This is a genomic window from Neobacillus sp. DY30 (assembly GCF_030123065.1).
Taxonomy (GTDB): domain Bacteria; phylum Bacillota; class Bacilli; order Bacillales; family Cytobacillaceae; genus Neobacillus.
Genome location: NZ_CP126093.1, coordinates 3,411,179 through 3,431,879 on the forward strand (window position 1 = coordinate 3,411,179; position 20,701 = coordinate 3,431,879).

Sequence of the window (20,701 nt, forward strand, 5' to 3'; positions counted from 1 at the left end):
GGAAAAATTTAAGGAGGTGGTTGGTTTTGTTTAAAATAACAGAGAGTGCATGCCATATATTAGAAGATGTTATCGCGAGAGAAAGGCAGACACCTAATGAGGAACTTTTAGTCCGATTGAGTATGGGGGTTGGTTGAGGCGGTCCCAAACTCAATCTGTCTCTGGAAGAGCGGAAAATTACTGGGGATCAACTATTTGAATTTGGAGGGGTCAAGATCCTTATTCATGAACAAGATTACATTCATTTTAATCAAACCAAGCTTGACTATAGCAGTAATGAAAAAGGAAGGTATTCATTTAAGCTAATAAAAATGTAATAAAAGGAGTCTCCGATGAGGGACTCCTTTTTACGTATTACTATTCCAGTTCTTCGAAGAAATCGATTAGTTCGTCAAAATTCTTTGTTACTTTGTATGGAAATTTTTCCGGCAGGTCATCCATTAAACACTGATAAAATTCAATGACAAATTCTTCGTCATCATTTGTTGTAACGTCGGTTGAAAAAAGTAAGGTTTGTTTACGGTCAGACATCATCATCCCTCCAAGGGTTCCTTTACCTTTATTTTACTTTATCAAAGGGAAAGAAAATGACTGGGATTATGACTGTTTCATGAAAGTTAGTTTCTAAAGAAAAATGGCTCTAAGGAGCCAAAATCGATTCCTTAAAGCCATTTAATTTTAGGTTCTGTTTTATTCATGATTCTTTTAATATTAGCACGATGACGATAAATTACAAATGAGGCCAAAAGAGTTACTGCAATAAGGAGCGGTACATCCCCATCAATCGCAGCATAAATCACTGCACAAATTCCAGCGAGCATAGATGATAACGATACGTACTTTGTTAAGTAAAGACTTAGAAAAAAGACCAAGAAAATTGTTAAAAACATAAGCGGGGAACAAAACAATAAAACACCGCCAGATGTGGCTACTGCTTTGCCGCCTCGAAAGCCAGCAAAGATTGGATAGGTGTGTCCGATAACGGCAAAAACCCCAGGAAGTAAAGGATTTATATCATCTAGTCCAAATATGACAGGCAAGGAAGCAGCTAATGTTCCTTTTAGGATATCAGCCAATGTTACAGCTATACCTGCTTTTACTCCTAATGTTCGAAATGTATTTGTTCCTCCTAAGTTCCCACTTCCATGTTCACGGATATCTGTTTTATAAAAAACTTTACCAATGATTAAACCAGAGGGAATGGACCCTAACAGGTAGGCGATTATTAAAACTAAACCAATTTGAACCATCAATGATTTCTCCTTCTATAAATAGTGCATGTCCTGTTATTTTACCATGTAATGGTGAAATAACACTACCCACTGCATGTAACTAATTCAAAAAATGCATAAAAATCCCTTCTCAATTTTTCGTGGATACCGTACCATAGAGGTGAGGAGGAAAAAAGATGGCCCAAACTGAATACCAGAAAAAGAAATCATTATCACAAAAATGGATCCTCGGAGGATTGATGATTGCAATTCTACTAATTGCATCTTCTATTTTCTATTTATTATATCCGTTTGCATCTAATGAAAGAAAAGCCTATTTTACAGATAAAAACCCAATCCTTTTCGAAGGAATTCAACGGGGTAATGCATTAATTGAAGGGGATTCTATCTTTGTTCCACTTTCATTTATGCAGGAAAACATTGATAACAGTATACTTTTTGATGAAAAATCAAAGTCTATCATCATCACGACTGCAGAAAAAGTCATCCAAATGCCTACTGATTCCTTAACATTCTTTGTTAATCAGAAACCGGTCGAACTTCAACTATCTCCGATTATCTCGAAAGACGGCCAACTATATGTGGCTATTGACCCGCTGCTAGCTTATTATCCCATTCAGTATAAGGTTTTAGGAGATACGGGAGCCATTTGGATTCAAAAACATGGTGACCACTATGTCCAAGGTGAAATCACTATAGAAGATGTTCACCCGGAAAAGCTGCGGTTACGAACAGCACCTTCTCTAAAAGCACCTTATACCTCTGAAATGTTAAAAAAAGAGGCTGTAATGATTGAGGCTGAAGAAGAGGGCTTTTATTTAGTAAGAAAAGAAAATGGTATAAGTGGATACATCAGCAAGAAATATGTAAAGAAAAACAAAGAGGTTACCATTACAATCTCACAAAAAAATAAAACGGCTGACATACCAAAAATCAATGGACCGATTCAACTAACCTGGGAAGCTGTCTACACGAAGAATCCAGATCATTCCCAAATACCCGATATGATAGGGGTTAATGTTGTCTCACCAACTTGGTTTTCCTTAACTGGAACTGACGGCACAATTAGTAATTTAGCGTCTTTAGAATATAGCAAATGGGCACACTCCAGAGGATATCAAGTATGGGGATTGTTTTCAAATTCGTTTGATCCAGTGCTGACACATGAAGCGTTAAAAGACTTTGAAACACGTCAAAAAATCATTGTTCAGCTGCTTCATTTTAGTCAGATGTACCAATTACAAGGGATTAATTTTGATATTGAGAATGTCTATCCTGAAGATGGTCACCTTGTTACTCAATTAATGCGGGAAGCAACACCATATTTACATGAAGCAGGGTTAATTGTATCAATGGACATTACGTTTTATGCAGGTGAAAACAATAATTGGTCATCCTTCTATGAAAGAGATAAGCTTGCAAGTATTGTAGATTACCTCATCATTATGGCATATGATGAACACTCTGGATCATCTCCTGTAGCTGGCAGTGTATCCAGCCTTCCTTGGGTAGAAACAAACCTGCAAAACTTGTTAAAAGAAGTACCAAAAGAAAAGTTAGTTCTAGGTGTCCCTTTATATTCAAGGCTGTGGAAGGAACAAGTGAAAGAAGATGGAACGACAGAAATTTCCTCACAATCTATGTCGATGGCAAAGGTAAAAGAATGGCTTGCGGAAAAAGGGATTCAGCCTGTGTATGATGAGGAAAGCGGCCAAAATTTTGCAGAATACTATGCAGAAGATGAAAATTCTACCTATAAAATATGGATTGAAGATGAATTATCGTTAATGAAACGAGCAAATCTTGCGGCTAGTTATCAGCTGGCAGGTATGGCTTCCTGGTCCAGGGTCTTCGGAGATCAGACGGCGTGGACTGCGATGAACATAGATCCTAATAAAGCTGTAACTCAGAAATAGACCACAAAGTTGGTCTATTTTTTGCATTTTCTAATTTAATATTCTGTCTAAGTTAAGAACAATTAAAGGCTATTTTATTACAAATATATGGAGAATTTTCAAACCATTTTGTTATTGATTGAAAAGAATTATACCCCGAAATATAATTTAGGAAACAATCTTGTTTTAAAGTCAGCTGTCGATTTGCTGAATGAGTTTCCTGATGGGAAATTTAGAATGATAAAGAGGTGAAAATATGCCACATACCACTAATTTTCGAAAATTAGATCGCGCTAGAAATGAAGAATGTTCGTTCGCTGTTTCAGATTCGATTGAAGAAGCATTGTCTATTTTTTTCTCTAGCCTTAAGAACCACGATATTCATATGGATTTCGAATACAGAGGCCTGCAGATGGTGTATGGATCTCCTACTGTTTTCAGTCAAATTATTTTACATATATTAATCAATGTAAGAGAAGCTTTTAATTCAAACAAAATAATGAATAGGAAATTAAAAATCCAGATTCATAATGATGAAGATTTTATTGTTGTGGAATTTACGGATAATGCAGGTGGTATTGACCCTGATCTGATCTCAAAATTATCCGAACCAACCTTCTCATCACAACATAACGGAAATGGGAATGGCCTTTATATAACAAAGCTATATATTGAAAAGATGGGTGGTTTCATTAACGTTGAAAATACTGAGGACGGAACTCGTATTATTTTATCTGTTCCTAAAGCACTTTCTTGAAGTCTCCAACTCAATATTGTTACTCCCCTCAAAGCTCCTGGACTTCGGGAGTTATTTTTTTGGGCAAATAATTGATTTATGTTATAGTGAAAGCGGATAGTAAAATTACGGAAATAAAGGAAGTGTTTGTTCATGGCAGTTGAAAATCCATCATTAGAAGAACTAGGAGCAATTTTAAAAAAATCTAAACGCATCGCTGTTGTGGGATTAAGTGACAAACCTGACAGAACTTCGTATATGGTTTCGGAAGTTATGCAAAGAGCAGGTTATGAGATTATTCCGGTCAATCCAACTGTCGATGAAGTACTCGGAGTGAAAGCGGTGGCATCACTAAAAGATATTGAGGGTCATATTGATATTGTGAATGTTTTCCGCCGTTCAGAACAATTGTTCGATGTTGCAAAAGAATTTGATGAAGTCGATGCGGATGTTTTTTGGGCGCAGCAAGGCCTAGTAAATGAAGAAGCATATGAGTTCTTGAAGGAAAAAGGGTATACTGTTATCATGGATCTTTGTATAAAAGTTGCACATGCGTTAACAAAATAAAGTTTTATCGAAAGAAAAGCTGCTAACATTTGGCAGTTTTTTTTCATTTTTCCCCTAAAAATACTGTTACAAAAATATGTTGTTTTAAATAAGACATTTGCCAAATCGAAATAAATCGCTAAAATAAAGCATAGACGCCGCAAACATGTGGTACAATTAAAATCGGCAAACATTCGTTCTAAATTATGGAAATAACTTTTTTAACACGAATGAATCAATTTACTCATAAAGATAGCAATTAAAAGATGTTTTTTCTTTTGCAGGGAATGAAAGGGGTATTTTAGTGGCAAGTAATCAGAAAGCTTTTGAATATAATGATGATGCCATACAGGTACTAGAGGGACTGGAGGCCGTCAGGAAGCGACCAGGAATGTACATCGGGAGCACTGATACACGCGGATTACACCATCTTGTATATGAGATTGTCGACAACTCCGTCGATGAGGCTTTAGGAGGATTTGGGGACCAAATCATTGTAAAAATTCACAAAGATAATTCAATCAGCGTAATGGATAAAGGACGCGGAATGCCGACTGGCATGCATAAAATGGGGAAACCGACTCCAGAAGTTATTTTAACTGTTCTCCACGCTGGCGGTAAATTTGGTCAAGGCGGTTATAAAACCAGCGGCGGCCTTCATGGTGTCGGCGCCTCTGTTGTTAACGCCTTATCTGAATGGTTAACTGTTACGATAAAAAGAGATGGGTTTATTTATGAACAACGGTTTGAAAATGGCGGTAAACCCGTAACTACCTTAGAAAAAATAGGGAAGACCAATCAAACCGGTACAACGATCCACTTTAAACCAGACTCATCTATTTTTTCTACCACCACATTTAATTTTGAAACATTGTGTGAGAGGTTAAGAGAATCTGCATTTCTTTTAAAAGGATTAAAGATTGAAATTATCGATGCCCGTAATGATTTTCATGAAGTTTTTCATTATGAAAATGGGATCGAGGCCTTTGTATCTTACTTAAACGAGGAAAAAGATGTTCTTCATCCTGTGGTAAGTTTCGAAGGCATTCATAATGGGATTGAAGTCGAATTTTCCTTTCAATTTAATGATGGCTATTCCGAGAATATGCTTTCGTTTGTAAATAATGTGCGTACAAAAGATGGCGGAACGCATGAGGTTGGTTCAAAAACAGCGATGACGCGAGTTTTTAATGAATATGCCCGCAAGGTTTCCCTTCTGAAAGAGAAGGAAAAAAACCTTGACGGTGCAGATATTCGTGAGGGATTATCTGCGATTATTTCTGTCCGAATTCCTGAACAATTATTACAATTTGAGGGTCAGACGAAAGGAAAGCTGGGAACGAGTGAAGCAAGATCGGCGGTAGACGCCGTGGTTTCAGAAAACCTTACTTACTTCCTTGAAGAAAATCCGGATATTAGCTCATTGTTAATTAGGAAGTCTATTAAAGCTTTCCAAGCCCGTGAAGCAGCACGAAAAGCACGGGAGGATGCTAGAAGTGGTAAGAAACGAAAGCGATCTGATGCTCTTTTATCAGGGAAGCTTACACCTGCTCAATCAAGAAATCCTCAAAAAAACGAGATTTACTTGGTAGAGGGTGACTCCGCAGGCGGGTCTGCTAAACAAGGTCGTGACCGCCGCTTCCAAGCCGTACTTCCGCTGCGTGGTAAAGTTATCAATACGGAAAAAGCGAAACTGGCTGATATCTTTAAAAATGAAGAAATCAATACGATTATTCATACGGTTGGCGCTGGTGTCGGTTCTGATTTTAATCTAGAAGATGTAAACTACGATAAAGTCATTATTATGACAGATGCCGATACAGACGGTGCACATATCCAAGTGTTACTTTTAACCTTTTTCTATCGGTATATGAAACCACTTATCGAAGCTGGTAAAGTATTTATTGCTCTGCCTCCTTTGTATAAGGTTAGTAAAGGCAGCGGTAAAAAAGAAATCATCGAATATGCCTGGAACGAGGATGAACTTCAGGGTGCCATCAAAAAAGTTGGCAGAGGCTATATCATTCAGCGTTATAAAGGTCTTGGCGAAATGAATGCCGATCAGCTTTGGGATACAACGATGAATCCAGAAACTCGAACATTAATTAGAGTAAAGATAGATGACGCAGCAAGAGCAGAGCGACGTATCACCACACTTATGGGTGATAAAGTTGACCCTCGCCGTAAATGGATTGAAAGTAATGTGGCGTTTGGGTTAGAAGAAGATGATACGATCCTTGAAAATGAAAATATTACGGTCGTTGAGGAGGAATCTGAAGAATGAGCACAAATGAGAAATTCCGTGACTTACCTCTTGAGGATGTACTCGGCGATCGTTTTGGCAGATATAGTAAATACATCATTCAAGAGCGGGCCTTACCCGATGCGAGGGATGGCTTAAAACCAGTACAACGAAGAATACTTTATGCCATGCATGTTGAAGGTAATACACATGATAAGGGCTTCCGTAAATCAGCAAAAACAGTGGGTAATGTAATTGGTAACTATCACCCGCATGGAGATTCATCCGTTTATGACGCGATGGTGCGGATGAGTCAGGACTGGAAGGTAAGAAATGTCCTCGTTGAAATGCATGGAAACAATGGAAGTATGGATGGTGATCCTCCAGCAGCGATGCGTTATACGGAGGCACGCCTATCTGCAATTTCCGCAGAGTTACTTCGTGATATAGAAAAACAAACAGTCGATTTTATTCCTAACTTCGATGATACTTCAAAGGAACCAACTGTACTGCCAGCTATGTTCCCAAACTTGCTGGTAAACGGCTCAACAGGGATATCTGCGGGGTACGCAACCGATATTCCGCCACACAATCTCGGTGAAGTCATCGATGGAGTCATCATGCGAATGGACAATCCTAACGTATCGGTTGATGAATTAATGACGGTGATTAAGGGGCCTGATTTTCCAACTGGGGGTATTATTCAAGGCGTTGATGGGATTAAAAAGGCCTATGAAACTGGTAAAGGGAAAATCATTGTTCGCAGTAAAGCGGATATTGAAGACTTAAGGGGCGGAAAGCAGCAAATTATCGTGACCGAAATCCCTTATGAAGTCAATAAAGCGAATCTTGTTAAGAAAATCGATGAATTCCGTTTTGACCGTAAAGTTGAAGGAATATCAGAGGTTCGTGATGAAACAGATCGAACTGGGTTACGTATTGTCATTGAATTGAAGAAAGACGCGGATGCAAATGGTGTCCTAAACTATCTGTATAAAAATAGTGATTTGCAAGTGGCATACAATTTTAATATGGTTGCTATTGCAAAAAAACGACCTAAATTATTAGGTATACGTGAATTACTTGATGCTTATATTGAGCACCAAAAAGAAGTTGTTCTTAGAAGAACAAAATTTGAGCTAGACAAAGCAAAGGAACGTCAGCATATCGTTGAAGGGTTGATGAAAGCATTATCGATCCTTGATGAAGTAATTGCGACTATCCGAGCTTCAAAAGATAAACGTGATGCAAAAGATAATTTAATTGCAAAATTTGCGTTTACTGAAGCGCAGGCGGAAGCGATCGTTTCTTTACAGCTTTACCGCTTAACCAATACTGATATTACCGCTTTACAGAATGAAGCAGAAGAATTAGCTAATAAAATTGAAGAATGGACTTCAATTTTATTAAGTGAGAAGAAACTAGTTTCAGTTATAAAAAAAGAATTGAAAGACGTCAAAAAACGGTTTGCTGATCCTCGCCGTTCAAGTATAGAAGCAGAAATTGAAGAATTGAAAATTAATCTTGAAGTAACAGTTCCTAGTGAAGACGTTATTGTAACGATTACAAAAGAAGGCTATGTGAAACGGACTAGCCAGCGTTCTTTTGCTGCTTCTAGTGGACAAGATTTAGCCATGAAGGACTCAGACCGTTTACTTGCTCAGCTTGATATGAACACAAAGGACGTAGTACTCCTGTTTACGAATAAAGGAAATTACTTATATTGTCCTGTTCATGAACTGCCTGATATTCGCTGGAAGGACTTAGGTCAGCATATTGCGAATATCATTCCAATTGATCGTGATGAAGATATCATTCAAGTGATTCCAGTAAAAGATTTTGAGATTGATGCTTACTTAGTATTTGTCACGAAAAATGGAATGGTAAAGAAAACAGAACTTAAGCAATATAAAGCACAGCGCTATTCCAAACCATTAGTAGGTGTTAATCTTAAGGATGATGATCAAGTAATTGATGTACATCTTACCGATGGTACGAAAGAATTGTTCTTAATTTCAAATTTTGGCTATGCTTTATGGTTCCATGAAGAAGAAATTAGTATTGTAGGTATTCGAGCAGCCGGTGTAAAAGGCATTAATTTGAAGGACGGAGACGTTGTTGTTGGCGGTAAGGTTATTACTCCAGACAGTAAAGAAACCATTGTCATTACCACACAGCGTGGTTCCATTAAGAGAATGAAACTGAAGGAATTCGAAAAGGCAACACGAGCTAAACGAGGAGTTGTCATTTTACGAGAGCTAAAAGCAAATCCTCATCGTGTAGTAGGCTTCGTGGTTGCGAATGACGAAGATACTATTTACATTCAAACGGAAAAAGGGCACATCGAAACCGTCGTAACCTCAGAAATACGCTTAAATGACCGTTACTCAAATGGTTCTTTTATCCTTGATGAAAACGATAATGGAAAAGTTACGACCATTTGGCAGGTAGAAGGAACACCCAAATCAGAAGAATAAATATTATTATCAAAGACTCCCTAAATATTGGGAGTCTTTTTCATGTTTTTACCAAAATTGGGCATACTATGTGTATCAGATTTTGGAGGGGAAAAGAATGAAAAAAGAATTACTACTAGTTGCTGCTGCATTTTTTCTCATGTCCGTTACTGCGATTACCGGTGTTCACGCTTTTGACGAAAATGCTAAAACCGTCACAATCTCAAAATATGAGTCGGATGTCACTGGAGATGGAATCCAAGAAAATATTCAGTTAAAAGGGGTTCCATACGAGGATGATGAGAGCTATTTAAAAGAGATTTATATTGATATCTCTACCACAGATGAAAAACAGTACAAAATTCCACTTGAAAGCGGGTCTAAAGCGTCATTAAAGCTGGTGGATCTCAATCATGATGGAGTAAAGGATATATTTTCAAATGTATTAACAGGGGGAAGTGGTGGAATAAGCCTAAATTATTTATATACATTGAAGGATTTTACCAAACAAGAATTGGTTGTTCCAGAACCATTAGATATTGCCAGTACATTTGAAAATGGCTATAAAGCGAAAATAACGATTGGTCAAACAGGGAAGACCTATATGTTTGATTTAAAAGACCGTAAAAAATATTACAAAAAACTTGGACTTTATTATAAAGGGCGGTTAAATGAACCAACAGAATTAACGGTAAATTCATTTCAATCTCTAAAGCCAGTTAAGTTAGAGACGGGTGAGTTGGCGTTAAAAGGGGTACAAAGAATTACAGGGATAGCCAATGCTGATACAATTGCATTCGTGGAGTCTACCTGGAAATATGGAGACAGCAAATGGAATCTGAATACAACAAGTGTTCACACTAGCCAAAAAAGCAAGTAAGGCAGGAGTACGCCAATTACACCGTACACAAAAGACACAGGTAAATCTGTGTTTTTTGTGTATTTTTCAGAAACATACTAATGAGTGGTTTAAAAGCGAAAAATTTCATTCTGTCTCATTTTCTTAAGTATACTTGGATTTTGAGATAACAAATATTTTTTTAAAAATAATTATATTATGTAAACTTATAATAATAAAAACCAGCAGGTTATTCTACCGGCTTTTATTATTTATTCCTCTTTTGGCATATCCATTTTATCTACCGCAATTTTCAAATCATCATTTTTGATATGTGTATAGATCATAGTGGTTTGGATCGATGAATGACCTAATTGCCGTCGTAATTTTGGTACATCATTAATTTCTGCATGGTATCTTGTAGCAAAGGAATGACGCAGCTTATGTACAGACAACGATGGTTTACCAAACGCTACAGCGTATTTTTCAATCAAATACTCAACAGCTCGAGCTTTTAGTCTTTGTGATGTTCCTTTTGGACCAGTTGGGCCGCCGACAAATAATGCCTTTTCATTTTTATCAACGTTATATTTTTGAGTTCTTACAGCTAAATAGTCTTGCAAATCTGCCATGGCCACCTGGCTAAAATAAACGAATTGTTCTTTATTTCCTTTACGGATAACGCGCACACAGTATTTGCTGAAATCAATATCGTCTAAATCAATCCCCACCAACTCCGAAAGCCGGAGGCCCGATCCTAGGATTAACGATACAATAGTTGTATCACGTTCTCTATTTAATTGATAAAAGTTATACAACCGCTTGTTTTCTTTGTTTAATTCACCATAATCATTGGCAATAAATAAGCGGAATTTCTCATATTCATCACCAAGCAGAATTTTTCCTTCCATTTTCGTTGCTTTCGTTTCCATACTATCTTTAACATCATTAAATTCAATTTTCGCCATTACATTTCGGGTAATATACGGTTTTAAATCAGAAGTTTCGGCAATATTTTGTAAGTAATTAAACAATGATTTCAAAGCAGATAATTTCCGATTTATAGTAAGTTCTTTATTATTTAATTGGTAGTGCAGGAAGTTTAAAAAGCTATCTACTTCTACAACCGTTAATTGCTCTAAACGCTCAATTGGGATATCTTTAATATTGCCATCCCATAATTTTTCGCTGACCATCCAATTGAAAAAGATTTTATAGTCATGGCAGTAATTAAAAAGTGATGCCGTGGAAAGCTTTCGTAATTTATGATTTATGTATTCATCAACATACCAGGGTAATTCTTGAAGTAAGGACTGAAGTTTTTTATAATTTGTTTGATTTGATTTATTTACCATATAAACACCTCGCTATCATATTTTAGCTTATTTATCTTAATTGCGTCAAATTTATATTTTACGCAATTTACATTCAGATAAAGGTTTCAATAATTCTAGTTCAAATTGTTCATTAATCTCACTCTTTTCCCTCTACTCTTGAAATTTGTGAGTTATGAACACGATATTTAAATAGATTTCCTTTATAATAAAATTTAGTCATGATTTTAAAGGAGAAATGAAAATGGATCATAAAAAGTTAGAAGAAAAGATCATTCAAAACTATCAAGGCGAGGAAAAAATGATGATCCTCGTATTTGCTCAATGGTGTATCAATCATGATATAAATCCTGAGGAATTGTATTTGCGCGCATATCCTAATCAGGCCACAAACATCGCTTTAAAAGAAGCAATGGAATTAGTTGTACCTAAAGATGAAGCTGGAGAAATTGCTAATGAAACACTTCTTGGTGTTTTATCGTTGTTTGGCAATGATGATCTTGCATTTGTTGTGACTGAGGAAATTGCTAAAATGAATGCATAATATTTCGTTTTAAAACCAAAATAAAAACAGGGCTTGTAGCTCAAATGTAGAGCAACCAACAGTTTCAACCGTAAACTGTTGAGTATCTTGTGGGTTCGAATCCCACCAAGCCCTGTAATCTTTGTCTACCCCCCTTTTTTCTTACATTCTACCTCCATTTAACCTCCAGTGTTATGTAAGATTTCTTCTGCAATCAATTTATATGATTGGATTTTATCTGCTGGTGAATGTGTGATGGTTACAATCATAATTTCATTTGCATGAAATTTTTCCTGCAGTTCTTCTAATTTCTTTTTTACCTGTTGAGGATTCCCTATGATCATACTGTCTTTCATCTCTGAAAGTATATCTTTATCTTCTTTCTGAAGATATTCCTTCGCTTCTTGGATGGAAGGAACTCCCATCTTCCCCTCTCCCCTTTTTCGTTGCAGCCCCCATACCAATGAACTTAAAGCTACATCATCCGCTTTTTCTGAGGTTTCTGCACAAATCGCTGTAACAGTTACAATCACTTGTGGAACATCATTTTGTTTCCTCGGTTTAAAATGATTTTTATATAGATCGATTATGGCAGCCCCATCTTGGTCACTCATAAACTGTCCAAACGCGTAAGCAAGGCCATTCTCTGCAGCAAGTATTGCACTTTTTTTACTCGTACCAAGCAGCCAAGGCATTGGTGGAAGTGCTGGAACTGGAGCTGCAGTTACTTTCGCATGTTGGTGTTCAGGGGGAACATTATTATCTAGAAAATGCAGCAAATCTTTAACTGAGTTCGGCATGTTCCACACCTGTTGTAAAAAGTTATCAGATAAAGCATTGGTAGCTTCTGCTGAACCACCGGGAGCCCGGCCAATCCCCAAATCAACTCTATCAGGAAAGAGGGCAGCCAGCATATTGTATACCTCGGCAACTTTATATGGTTTATAATGCGGTAATAAAACTGCCCCTGCACCGATCCTAATTTTATTGGTATTAGCACCAATATAACCTAACATTACTTCCGGCGCAGAACATGCAAGGCCTGGTAAATCATGATGTTCGGCAACCCAAAATCTCGTGTACCCTAAGGTTTCTCCAGCTTGCGCTAACTTCATTGATTCATTAAGTGCCTCTGCAGCAGTTTGATTAGAAGAAATTGGAGCTTGATCCAAAATACTTAATCTCATTGCTACCAGCCCTCCCTCCTATTCTTTTACTTCCAGCAAGGTTAGTTTAAACTCTCCAACATTTCCTTCTATATAAAGATTTGTAAAGGAAGTAGAATATTGCTGGATACTTGCTCTAAATGATAAATCACGCTCAGGAACCTTTACATCAAATGTACCTTTATACAAAAGTGTGGTGATATCATGATATTCCTCACTTGTTACGTCGAATTCCACTGAGATTTTATGTAAATGTTCTATTTTTTCTTCGTTATACTTGTTAACTTTAATCGATTTTTCATTTAAAACAATCTCTTTCACCATTCTAAGTATCTCCTTTTTATCTTTATAAAGTATAATAGCACTTCCGTTGATAAATACAAAAATCATGCTTCAGTGCGATTCCTGCTTCCTTTTAAAATATGGTATGATAATAAAAGTTAATATCGAGGAGTGGAATCATGAGCGTACATAAAGACTTAATTAAACATGCGAAAAATCAAAATCAAAGTTTCCAAGAGTTTAAAGCTTTGGACGAGCTTCGTGAAAAATATATTGAAGAAGCTGTTGAATTATGTAAACAAGGAAAACCTTTTACAACAGGTAAAATTAATGAAGTGACCAATAAAATGAACAAAATTAATTTACGAATCATCTCACTTAGAAAAAATGTTACAACTAAAATGGTTCAAGAGTATGTAAAATCATTAGAGAATAAATAATTTAGCCATAAAAAACACCCCGTAAAAGTTAGAATGGTGTCTAACTTTTACGGGGCAGTTCAATTTTGTTTCTGTCGTTTTTTACTGGGGCCCACAAATAATCAATCTCTTTCTCTTGCCCTCTGTGTATCTCGAATATTCTTTTGAACCGTAATGGCTGCGAATAAACTAAGAACAAATGACATGCCATAAAATCCTTTTTCGCTCAAATCAATACTGCCAGCATTGTATAAACCGATACCCATTAATGAAATTGATACAATAAGTGCAAGCCAACTAATACCATAATAAATATTTGTAACAGGAATTCCCTCTTCTTTATCTCTAACTGCTTTTTGTAAAGAAACCGCTGCATAGAGCCCGAATATTAAAACAGCAAAGTAATATCCTTTTTCATTTAGTTGCATCTCCGCGTTAAACAAGCCTATGAAATAAGCCGTAACACCAACTAACAGCGCACCCCAAGAAGCCCCTATGAAAGCTGGAGTGGGTTCTCCCTCTTTCCTTGCAACTTTCAATTTAGGATCCTTATGTTTTCCATTATCTAATAAAACCTCATTTTCATTAGACATTGAAAGTTCCCCCCCATCTTTTTCTCTGTAAAAATAGAAAACCGCGGATACACTGTAGTGCTCTCACCTCATTCTATTATATAGAAAATTCTTACAAATAAAAGATGATTTTTTCTTAAATTTTTTAATTGACCTACTTCCATTTTCCTGAACTATTCAAAGTAATTTTTGCTTCGATATTTATGTTCATATCCTGGTAGGATTGATATTTGTCTAATGCTTGCCAGTTATGGTAGGTCATTTTATTTCGTACATATCGATTTATGCCAAGTGGGTCCAATTGGAGTTTCTGTAACTTTGCAATAAGTTCCTTACCCTCCTGATTAATTTTCTTGATAATAATATTTTCGATCTTTTTTTGTATTTTTGGATCCGAAATATCATCTTTCCCGGTATATTCCAGTACATCCCCTATTAATTCTATATGAATTGAGGCTTTTTTTGGATTAGTTGATGTTGAATGAACGACAATATGGTGCTCCTTAAGTTCATAATTAAGCATTATTGAGGCTTGTTCTTCCTCTCCGACGTTAATTTGCTCGACGAAATTACCTTGTTTCATTTCTTCTCGAAAAAGGAAAAGATATCGGGCTTCAGATGGCTTAAGGATTTCTACAAGTTTGTCTTCATGAAACAAACCGATGCCATTATAAGCAATGTTATTTTTTTCAACTTTAAAGACCGGCAGAATCGGATCGATTCCGTCGTCATAGTAATCTCTAAGGAATTGATAAATATTATAATTTGTCCTTATATTTTCTCGGTTTAATTTCGTTAAAAACTGCTCCAAATACGTAGCATTTTGCCCCTCGTTCTTAATCTGCAGCATCAAAATATCACTAGCTTGATCTTCTGCTAATGCCAATTTAGCTCTTGTTCCAATACTGGGATCACGAACTAAGGATTGTAAGTACGGTAACATCCCCTGTTTCGCCAATTCCTGTCCATACAAAGTAACACGAATTTGTCCGCTCTCGAGTTTTAAGTTTGTCTTCAATCTTACTTTTTCCCTTGCCTCTTTGCTTGATTTGCCTTCAACCATTATCGTTTTTCGATCATATTTTCCATCTTTTGTAATAATTGGAAAGGTACCTGTTAATTTTAAAGGATTCTTTTCGTTATCCGTAACATCATAGCCTACTGCATTAACCAGCGCTAAATCATCTATAATCCGCTGCTCGGCACATCCACTCAGAACAAATATTATGATTATGAAGAAAACCTTATTCATTTGCTGATTTCCTGTTCATTTTTTTAGTTATGACAACGATAAGCAATAAAAGAATTGGTAATAGAAAGGCAATGGCTGTTGCTGCATAAGTAATATAGTTTAACCATTGTTCAACATCTTTTATTACCTTTGGTATAAAGGAAACAAAAAAACTAATAATCAGAATACCTATTAGGAGAAAGTTTGATTTTACCCTTTTAAACTGATATTGTAATAGTTCTTTTGTCCCCCATAAATACATGACCGTTGTCAAAAGCACCTTTAAACCGAAAACTGAAAAGGTAAAACTTTCAACGCGTTCAAGGACGGGAAATGATATGTACCCCAATAGTGTTACTACCGGGTACCACTCCCTTAACAATTGCTCAAAGCTGAAAAAACCAAAACTGACGAAGGTTACCCCTAAATATATCATGGATGTAATCGTATTCCCTGCTATAAGAGATTTTAATTGTTTCCTCTCTATCATATGGATAAATAAAATGGACAGTTCATATCCTAAAAGGGCTGTAAAAATAGATAATCCCCCTTTTACCATATCCGTATCACCTTTAAAAATAAACGGTGTAAGCCGATTAAAGCTAAATTCCGGAAGGTGGAAAGCTAATAAAAACACGGTCCAAACCGTAAAATAAAACAATACCACCGTTGATTTAGCAATTTGATAAAGATCCCTTTTTAGCAACATATACGATAAGATGTAACCCATTGAAAAAAAGTAAAATAGGGATACGTTATTGTAGAACAAGATTTTAAGGATCATTGAAAACTTAACCATCACAAATACCCCTAGCAGCATCCATACGACAGCAATAAACAAATTAACCGGAAATGTAATCCATTTCGGGAAAATCGAAATGATTTCAAAGAAGGACTTCCCTTTGCTTACTTTATATACGAGCCAAATGAGAACTAGATTGATATTAACAATGAGAGAGATTAAGATAAGTCCAATCCAGCCGTTTGTCCCAAAAGCTTCTGCAACAAGCCGGGGTAAAGTAAATAATGTAACACCCGACTGAATTAAATAAACCAGAATCGAGGCTTGAAAGGGTGATAACTTTTCTTTCATTTGCACGAATGTTAACCCCTTTCAGCTTTTTTCTTAAAAGGTCCCCTTATCAATGAGAATTTAAAAAACTTTGGATACATGGGCGATATAGGAAATAAATAGGGAGAATTTAAATTAGTCATGCTGCTTAAATGGATAATCAAAATCCCCATCCCGAAAACAATCCCAATATTACCCCAAAATCCTGAGATTATTATAAATCCAAAGCGAACAATTCTTATTGATGCACTTAATAAATAACTTGGTACCACAAATGATGCGATAGCGGAAGCTGCTACTACAATAATGAGAATATTACTGGTAATCCCTGCCTGAACAGCTGCCTGCCCGATTACAATCCCACCTACAATACCAATTGTCTGTCCAACTTTGGTTGGAAGCCTTGCTCCGGCTTCTCGGAGCAGCTCTAGTAAGAATTCTAGAAAAAGAGCCTCAATAACTGGCGGAAACGGTACTTTACTTCGTGATTCCAGTAATGTCGGGAGTAATGCCTGCGGAATCATTTCATAATGATAGGTTGTAACGCCCACATATAGGGCAGTAAATAATAGGGTAACCAAAATGGCAATATATCGCGTTATTTTAATAAAAGTACCGACAATCCATCTTTGTCCGAAATCATCCATGGATTCCATAAAATCAAAAAAACTGACTGGTGTACAAAATGCAAACGGACTGTTGTCCATTAGCCCTACGATTTTCCCTTCAAACAATTTATATACCGTTACATCTGGTCTTTCTGTGGTATAAAATTGTGGAAATGGTGAATTTGGATGTTCATCGATAAATTGAACAAGCATATTCGTATCCGCTATTCCATCATTATGAACGGATAAAATCCTTTTTTTAATTTCTTCAATATCCTTATTTGAAGCGACACCTTCGATATATAGTAAATAAACTGTTCTTTTAGACGTCGTACCTACATGCAATTTTATCGTCTTAAGTTGGGAACTCATCACCCTTTTTCGAATAAGAGATAAATTTACATCAACAGTCTCCACAAAAGAGTCATGCGAACCAAGAATAACTGTTTCTGTTTCAGAGGGTGAAATCGAACGCCCTTTTCCCTCTTTAAAAGGAAGTTCATAGGCTTGTTTCTCAGTAAATAAAATTGCACTTCCAGATAATATTGCTTCTTCAAGACCGTTCATATCTTGCACTATTTTGAACTCTGAATGGGCTAAATAAGGCTGCAACTCTTCAGGTGTAATATTTCTTAATTTTGGTAAAAATTGTTCATAAAGATCCTTATTCATTAAATAACTAAAGTAATAAATTCTTACTGTTAAATGCGGAAACTCTGTGACACTTAAATCAGAACTATTCTTAAAATTGTTAATAAATTGTTGTAATAATTGCTCTCCCGCTAATTTGTATCCTTCTTTATCACTTGAATTGGTTTGTAAAATGTTTTTCTGCAGTTTGAAGTCCTTCAAAAAGCGATTGCGATCTTTACGCATTTCGCACCCGCCCCATCTTTTTCTTTTATTTTTTGCTAACAATGGTAATTTATACATTTATTTAAAACTTGAATAATAATTTGTATAAGAGAGGCAGATTGCAGTTAAAGGAGGTTACCGGTGAAAAACTTAAATCCATTTTCTCCTTGGGAAGAGCATTATTTTTGGGTCAATATACTCTTGGATCATGCCATTTTTGTTCGAGATTACCTATCACCCGTCGAGGTAAACCTTATAGAAGAAGCGGCAACGTATATTAGCAGATTCACAGAGGTAAGAAACAGGTTAGAACAAATTCCAAAAACAAGTAATATAAATTCTCAGGCGTTGGTTGAATTCTCAAAGCTTGCCGCTCAGGTTTCCTATGATTATTATCTCTTTGAAGGAAAGATTCTTAACTTACAATTAAATAATAAAATTCTAATCAACATAACCCCCACCTATTTTAATGGAACATTAAATGAAAACGGTGAATATTTACGGATTCTGCAGTATTACATGAATGGAACTGATTATCCTCCACTTCCATTAGTGGATTTGTTAGACCTTTGGTTAGAAGATCAGATTGGTCATGCTGCATTATTGAATCGAGCACTGGATGGTATCGAACTAATACTTCATGAAAGAGTGAACACACTTAGTAAGCTATTTTCAGCACACACATTAAAAAATGACGCCATAAAAGGTTATTTACGGTTTATGCCTCCTCATTTCCCAATCCAAATCTCCTTTGCACGTGAAGTAAGTGGAACAGTGCTTGCTTTTAATCAATTAGTCGAACATGTTATTAAGCTATATAAAGGAAAAGAAGTTTTAAATGCAACAACGCTGCGATTTCTAGAACACCATTTTCCCGAGTCCTGTTATTTTTTAACCAAACTAAGTGCATTTGTCCCTGATATGGAAAGGCCTCCATGTTCTTTAACAGCCTATTTTAAAAACTACCATAATGGGTATTAAAATGGTTAATCCATTCTCTGTTTGCTCATACTAATTTTGGATTGATGATTATTAGAAATGGAGTTGAACATTTGAATGGAATTCGAAGCAAGAAATTCTACAGAAGCAGCCTTACATGAGTATAAATCTGGTTTAGGGGTATTTACTCAAAAAATGCCGGAGTTTGCTAGACACTTCAATGCCTTTACAGAAGAATGTTTTAAAGAGGGTGCATTATCTCAACGGGAAAAGCAATTAATTGCATTAGGCATTAGTTTGTATACACAGGATGAATATTGTATTATTTATCATACAAAGGGATGTCTTGATCAGGGATGTTCCGAACAGGAAATCCTTGAAGCTGTTGGTGTTACGGCAGCATTTGGCGGCGGAGCAGCAATGAGCCAGGCAGTTACGCTAGTTCAGGAATGCATTACGGATTTAAATCAACTAAAACAATAAATTACTTTTAAAAAACCACCACAGAACACTAGTTCGTTCTGTGGTGGTTTTTTCAGTGAATATGGTTTTTAACTTGTTTCATAAGGTACTGAACGAAATCATCATCTTTTACTAACCACACCTCATAATTTCTTTTCAAGTAACTTTCCCCTTCTCCAAAACTTGCAAAGGTTTCTTCCAATCGTTTTTGGCCTTTTTGAATGGCCCATTCATCGTCATTTACTTGATGAAGCAGGAAGTAATCTTCTCTTCTGCTTTTATATAATGTACCAAACTCAGAACCCTTAAGGTTATAACGATTTCGTCTCGCATCTTCTGGAATTGGTTCCAGGTGAAAGGTTTCGGTTACAAAACTTTTATATGCTTCTTCGGTTAACGAACACCCCGATGCCTTTGCATGTCCTCCTCCACCGTATTGTCCGGCAACTTCAGAAACATCAATATGATCGTGAATGGTTCGGAAACCCATCCGCTTTCCGCCAATATTTAAAATTGCTATATAATCAAGATGAGGATATTCTTTCCCTAATTCATTTCCGAGTTCTGAATGATAAGATTCCGCATAAACAACACCTGCGAAAAGACCTCCCAGTTCCGCTTGAACAAGCTCTCTCCTTTTCCTGCGAATATAGCGGTCAATTTTGTCTTCTTCCATATCTAAAATTTTCGTTTCAAACTCATCAAAATGAAAGTGGTCACTAGTCTGTAGCCGATTAATCATTTTTTCTTCAAATTCGTCAATGGAAACTAGAAAAAATAAAGCATTTAGACGCTGGGCATTTTGATTATCATTCTTCTCCCATTCCCATGTATCGTATTGTCTCACCAGCTCGACAAATTCTGTTATTGCAGCTGACTCCTCAATCAACTGATGGGAAATTAGATAGCCATATAATAATGATGTCGCAGAAGTTAATTTTCCTTCATCGTCCTCAACAACGACATGCCCCCATGGATAATCATTGTAATGCAGTGCTGTTTTATGATGGTCGATTAGCTGTACTTTTCCACCAGCTTGATAAAACTCATTAATCCTCTGTTCATTTTTTTCATTGACAGACAAATCGGTAATGAATAAAAACGTGTTTTTGTCTTCATTTTCGAAAAACCATTCTACTTCACGATTTAAACCAGAAATGGAATTGTAGCGGACCTTTACGTCTTCCCCAAAGGCAAGCTTTGCTAGAATTCCACACCCGACACCATCTAAATCATTATGTGACAACAGTTTGTACATGCTCTTCACCTCATAAAGTAGTATGGTATCAAAAG

Annotated in this window: 20 protein-coding genes and 1 tRNA gene; 11 read left to right on the forward strand and 10 right to left on the reverse strand. The window is 36.3% G+C overall.

Translation table 11 applies throughout. From position 1 onward, the window contains the following. Nucleotides 1-357: 357 nt before the first annotated feature. Together QNH29_RS16605 and plsY are read right to left on the reverse strand one after the other, a co-directional pair. Nucleotides 358-531, reverse strand: coding sequence for a hypothetical protein (locus tag QNH29_RS16605; protein ID WP_283860492.1), 174 nt, complete (start codon nt 529-531; stop codon nt 358-360). A gap of 131 nt (nt 532-662) precedes the next feature. After that, complete coding sequence (gene plsY / locus QNH29_RS16610; RefSeq protein ID WP_283860493.1) at nt 663-1,250, reverse strand: glycerol-3-phosphate 1-O-acyltransferase PlsY; 588 nt, start codon at nt 1,248-1,250, stop codon at nt 663-665. 158 nt (nt 1,251-1,408) lie between these two features. On the opposite strand from plsY, the gene QNH29_RS16615 reads away from it, so the two are divergent. From QNH29_RS16615 to QNH29_RS16640, 6 genes are all read left to right on the forward strand, one after another. Continuing rightward, a complete protein-coding gene (locus QNH29_RS16615; protein WP_283860494.1) occupies nt 1,409-3,148 on the forward strand; it encodes a glycosyl hydrolase family 18 protein in 1,740 nt (579 codons plus the stop codon). 235 nt (nt 3,149-3,383) lie between these two features. Then, the gene (locus QNH29_RS16620) at nt 3,384-3,884 is read left to right on the forward strand and encodes an ATP-binding protein (RefSeq protein WP_283860495.1); all 501 of its coding nucleotides are present in this window, start codon (nt 3,384-3,386) and stop codon (nt 3,882-3,884) included. A 132-nt stretch (nt 3,885-4,016) separates the two neighbouring features. Next, nucleotides 4,017-4,430, forward strand: a complete 414-nt coding sequence (locus tag QNH29_RS16625) for a CoA-binding protein (RefSeq protein ID WP_283860496.1) — start codon at nt 4,017-4,019, stop codon at nt 4,428-4,430. A gap of 283 nt (nt 4,431-4,713) precedes the next feature. Then, nucleotides 4,714-6,693, forward strand: a complete 1,980-nt coding sequence (gene parE, locus QNH29_RS16630; protein ID WP_283860497.1) for a DNA topoisomerase IV subunit B — start codon at nt 4,714-4,716, stop codon at nt 6,691-6,693. Then, entirely contained in the window at nt 6,690-9,128 is a 2,439-nt protein-coding gene (parC, locus tag QNH29_RS16635) for a DNA topoisomerase IV subunit A (protein WP_283860498.1), read from the forward strand. Before parE ends, parC begins: the two co-directional genes overlap by 4 nt. A gap of 97 nt (nt 9,129-9,225) precedes the next feature. Next, on the forward strand, nt 9,226-9,987 hold the full coding sequence (locus QNH29_RS16640; protein ID WP_283860499.1) for a YybI family spore inner coat protein: 762 nt from the start codon (nt 9,226-9,228) through the stop codon (nt 9,985-9,987). A gap of 230 nt (nt 9,988-10,217) precedes the next feature. Here QNH29_RS16640 and xerS read toward each other — a convergent pair whose 3' ends face one another. After that, nucleotides 10,218-11,300: a tyrosine recombinase XerS gene (gene xerS, locus QNH29_RS16645; RefSeq protein WP_283860500.1), complete on the reverse strand. Its 1,083-nt coding sequence runs from the start codon at nt 11,298-11,300 to the stop codon at nt 10,218-10,220. Nucleotides 11,301-11,523: 223 nt separating this feature from the next. Here xerS and QNH29_RS16650 point away from each other — a divergent pair, with 223 nt between their 5' ends. Beyond that, nucleotides 11,524-11,823: a protein YxiS gene (locus QNH29_RS16650; RefSeq protein WP_283860501.1), complete on the forward strand. Its 300-nt coding sequence runs from the start codon at nt 11,524-11,526 to the stop codon at nt 11,821-11,823. A gap of 29 nt (nt 11,824-11,852) precedes the next feature. Beyond that, nucleotides 11,853-11,937 (forward strand) — tRNA-OTHER (locus tag QNH29_RS16655). A 44-nt stretch (nt 11,938-11,981) separates the two neighbouring features. Here QNH29_RS16655 and QNH29_RS16660 read toward each other — a convergent pair. Next, on the reverse strand, nt 11,982-12,989 hold the full coding sequence (locus QNH29_RS16660) for an LLM class flavin-dependent oxidoreductase (RefSeq protein WP_283860502.1): 1,008 nt from the start codon (nt 12,987-12,989) through the stop codon (nt 11,982-11,984). Between the two features lie 18 nt (nt 12,990-13,007). Beyond that, complete coding sequence (locus QNH29_RS16665) at nt 13,008-13,292, reverse strand: DUF3219 family protein (RefSeq protein WP_283860503.1); 285 nt, start codon at nt 13,290-13,292, stop codon at nt 13,008-13,010. 137 nt (nt 13,293-13,429) lie between these two features. Between QNH29_RS16665 and QNH29_RS16670 the strand changes: the two genes are divergently transcribed. Beyond that, entirely contained in the window at nt 13,430-13,690 is a 261-nt protein-coding gene (locus QNH29_RS16670) for a DUF2533 family protein (protein WP_283860504.1), read from the forward strand. 101 nt (nt 13,691-13,791) lie between these two features. Here the strand turns inward: QNH29_RS16670 and yiaA are convergent, their stop codons facing one another. The 4 genes from yiaA to QNH29_RS16690 all read right to left on the reverse strand — a co-directional run bounded on the left by yiaA (nt 13,792) and on the right by QNH29_RS16690 (nt 18,028). Then, on the reverse strand, nt 13,792-14,262 hold the full coding sequence (yiaA, locus tag QNH29_RS16675; protein WP_283860505.1) for an inner membrane protein YiaA: 471 nt from the start codon (nt 14,260-14,262) through the stop codon (nt 13,792-13,794). Between the two features lie 133 nt (nt 14,263-14,395). Further along, entirely contained in the window at nt 14,396-15,493 is a 1,098-nt protein-coding gene (locus QNH29_RS16680) for a Ger(x)C family spore germination protein (RefSeq protein WP_283860506.1), read from the reverse strand. Then, on the reverse strand, nt 15,486-16,565 hold the full coding sequence (locus tag QNH29_RS16685) for a GerAB/ArcD/ProY family transporter (RefSeq protein ID WP_283865657.1): 1,080 nt from the start codon (nt 16,563-16,565) through the stop codon (nt 15,486-15,488). Before QNH29_RS16685 ends, QNH29_RS16680 begins: the two co-directional genes overlap by 8 nt. Nucleotides 16,566-16,576: 11 nt before the next feature. Beyond that, nucleotides 16,577-18,028: a spore germination protein gene (locus QNH29_RS16690; protein ID WP_283860507.1), complete on the reverse strand. Its 1,452-nt coding sequence runs from the start codon at nt 18,026-18,028 to the stop codon at nt 16,577-16,579. A 120-nt stretch (nt 18,029-18,148) separates the two neighbouring features. Between QNH29_RS16690 and QNH29_RS16695 the strand changes: the two genes are divergently transcribed. Next, complete coding sequence (locus QNH29_RS16695; RefSeq protein ID WP_283860508.1) at nt 18,149-18,988, forward strand: DUF2935 domain-containing protein; 840 nt, start codon at nt 18,149-18,151, stop codon at nt 18,986-18,988. Nucleotides 18,989-19,063: 75 nt separating this feature from the next. Further along, nucleotides 19,064-19,429 (forward strand): carboxymuconolactone decarboxylase family protein, encoded by a 366-nt coding sequence (locus QNH29_RS16700; protein WP_034672468.1) that lies wholly within the window; start codon nt 19,064-19,066, stop codon nt 19,427-19,429. A 52-nt stretch (nt 19,430-19,481) separates the two neighbouring features. Here the strand turns inward: QNH29_RS16700 and QNH29_RS16705 are convergent, their stop codons facing one another. Next, nucleotides 19,482-20,666, reverse strand: a complete 1,185-nt coding sequence (locus QNH29_RS16705; RefSeq protein WP_283860509.1) for a DHH family phosphoesterase — start codon at nt 20,664-20,666, stop codon at nt 19,482-19,484. Nucleotides 20,667-20,701: the final 35 nt, after the last annotated feature.